Origin of the sequence: Burkholderia sp. Ac-20392, assembly GCF_017104585.1 — a bacterium.
Classification (GTDB): Bacteria; Pseudomonadota; Gammaproteobacteria; order Burkholderiales; family Burkholderiaceae; genus Burkholderia; species Burkholderia lata.
This window is the reverse complement of the sequence record NZ_JAAGPB010001109.1, coordinates 1-799: the sequence shown is the minus strand read 5'-3', so window position 1 is coordinate 799 and position 799 is coordinate 1. Positions and strand designations below refer to the sequence as shown.

The 799-nt window shown below is 67.0% G+C and carries 2 protein-coding genes; both read left to right on the top strand.

All coding sequences use genetic code 11. From position 1 onward, the window contains the following. Nucleotides 1-288: GNAT family N-acetyltransferase (locus G3N99_RS41075; RefSeq protein WP_206125293.1), on the top strand; the 288-nt coding region annotated here is incomplete at its 5' end. Between the two features lie 32 nt (nucleotides 289-320). Beyond that, nucleotides 321-799: SidA/IucD/PvdA family monooxygenase (locus G3N99_RS41070; protein ID WP_206125292.1), on the top strand; the 479-nt coding region annotated here is incomplete at its 3' end.

Here is a 799-nt window from a genome sequence, read left to right as displayed (position 1 = left end):
GTCGCGGCGCGCGACTACGACCGCGGGCTGCGGATGCTGGTCGGCGAGTCGCGCTGGCGCGGCCCGCATTGCGTGGCGGGCTGGCTGCCGTCCGTCGTTCATTACCTGTTTCTCGACGACCCGCGTACCGAAGCGGTCGGCTGTGCCGTTCCGGCCGGCCACGCGCGGGTTGCCGACCATCTCGCGCGGCATGGCTTCGCGCGGCAGCGCCGTCTCGCGCTGGCCGACGCGCAGCCGCTGTGGATGCGCACGCTGCGCGAGACGTTCTTCTCCGGCCGTCACGTCTGACGCGCCGGATTCACCGACAAGGGAGCTGAGACATGCAGAGAGAAACCGTATTCGACCTGATCGGCGTCGGCTTCGGGCCGTCGAATCTGGCGCTGGCCATCCGCCTCGAGGAACGGCGCGCGACGCGCCCGTTCACGCATTGCTTCGTCGAGCGCCAGCCTGAATTCGGCTGGCATCGCGGGATGCTGCTCGACGACTGCCGGATGCAGATCTCGTTTCTGAAGGATCTCGTCACGATGCGCGATCCGAAAAGCCGCTACACGTTCATCAACTACCTGTTCGAGCGCGGTCGCCTGAACGAATTCGTCAACCTGAAGAACTTCTATCCGACCCGCGTCGAGTTCCACGACTACCTGAGCTGGGTGGCCGAGGCGTTTGACGAACACGTCCACTACAGCGAAACCGTCCTCGCCATCGAGCCCGTGTGCGGCGACGGCGCGAAGATCGACGCACTGCGCGTGCTGTCGCGCGATGCGGCCGGCCACGAGCGCCAGCGTGTCACGCGCGCGCA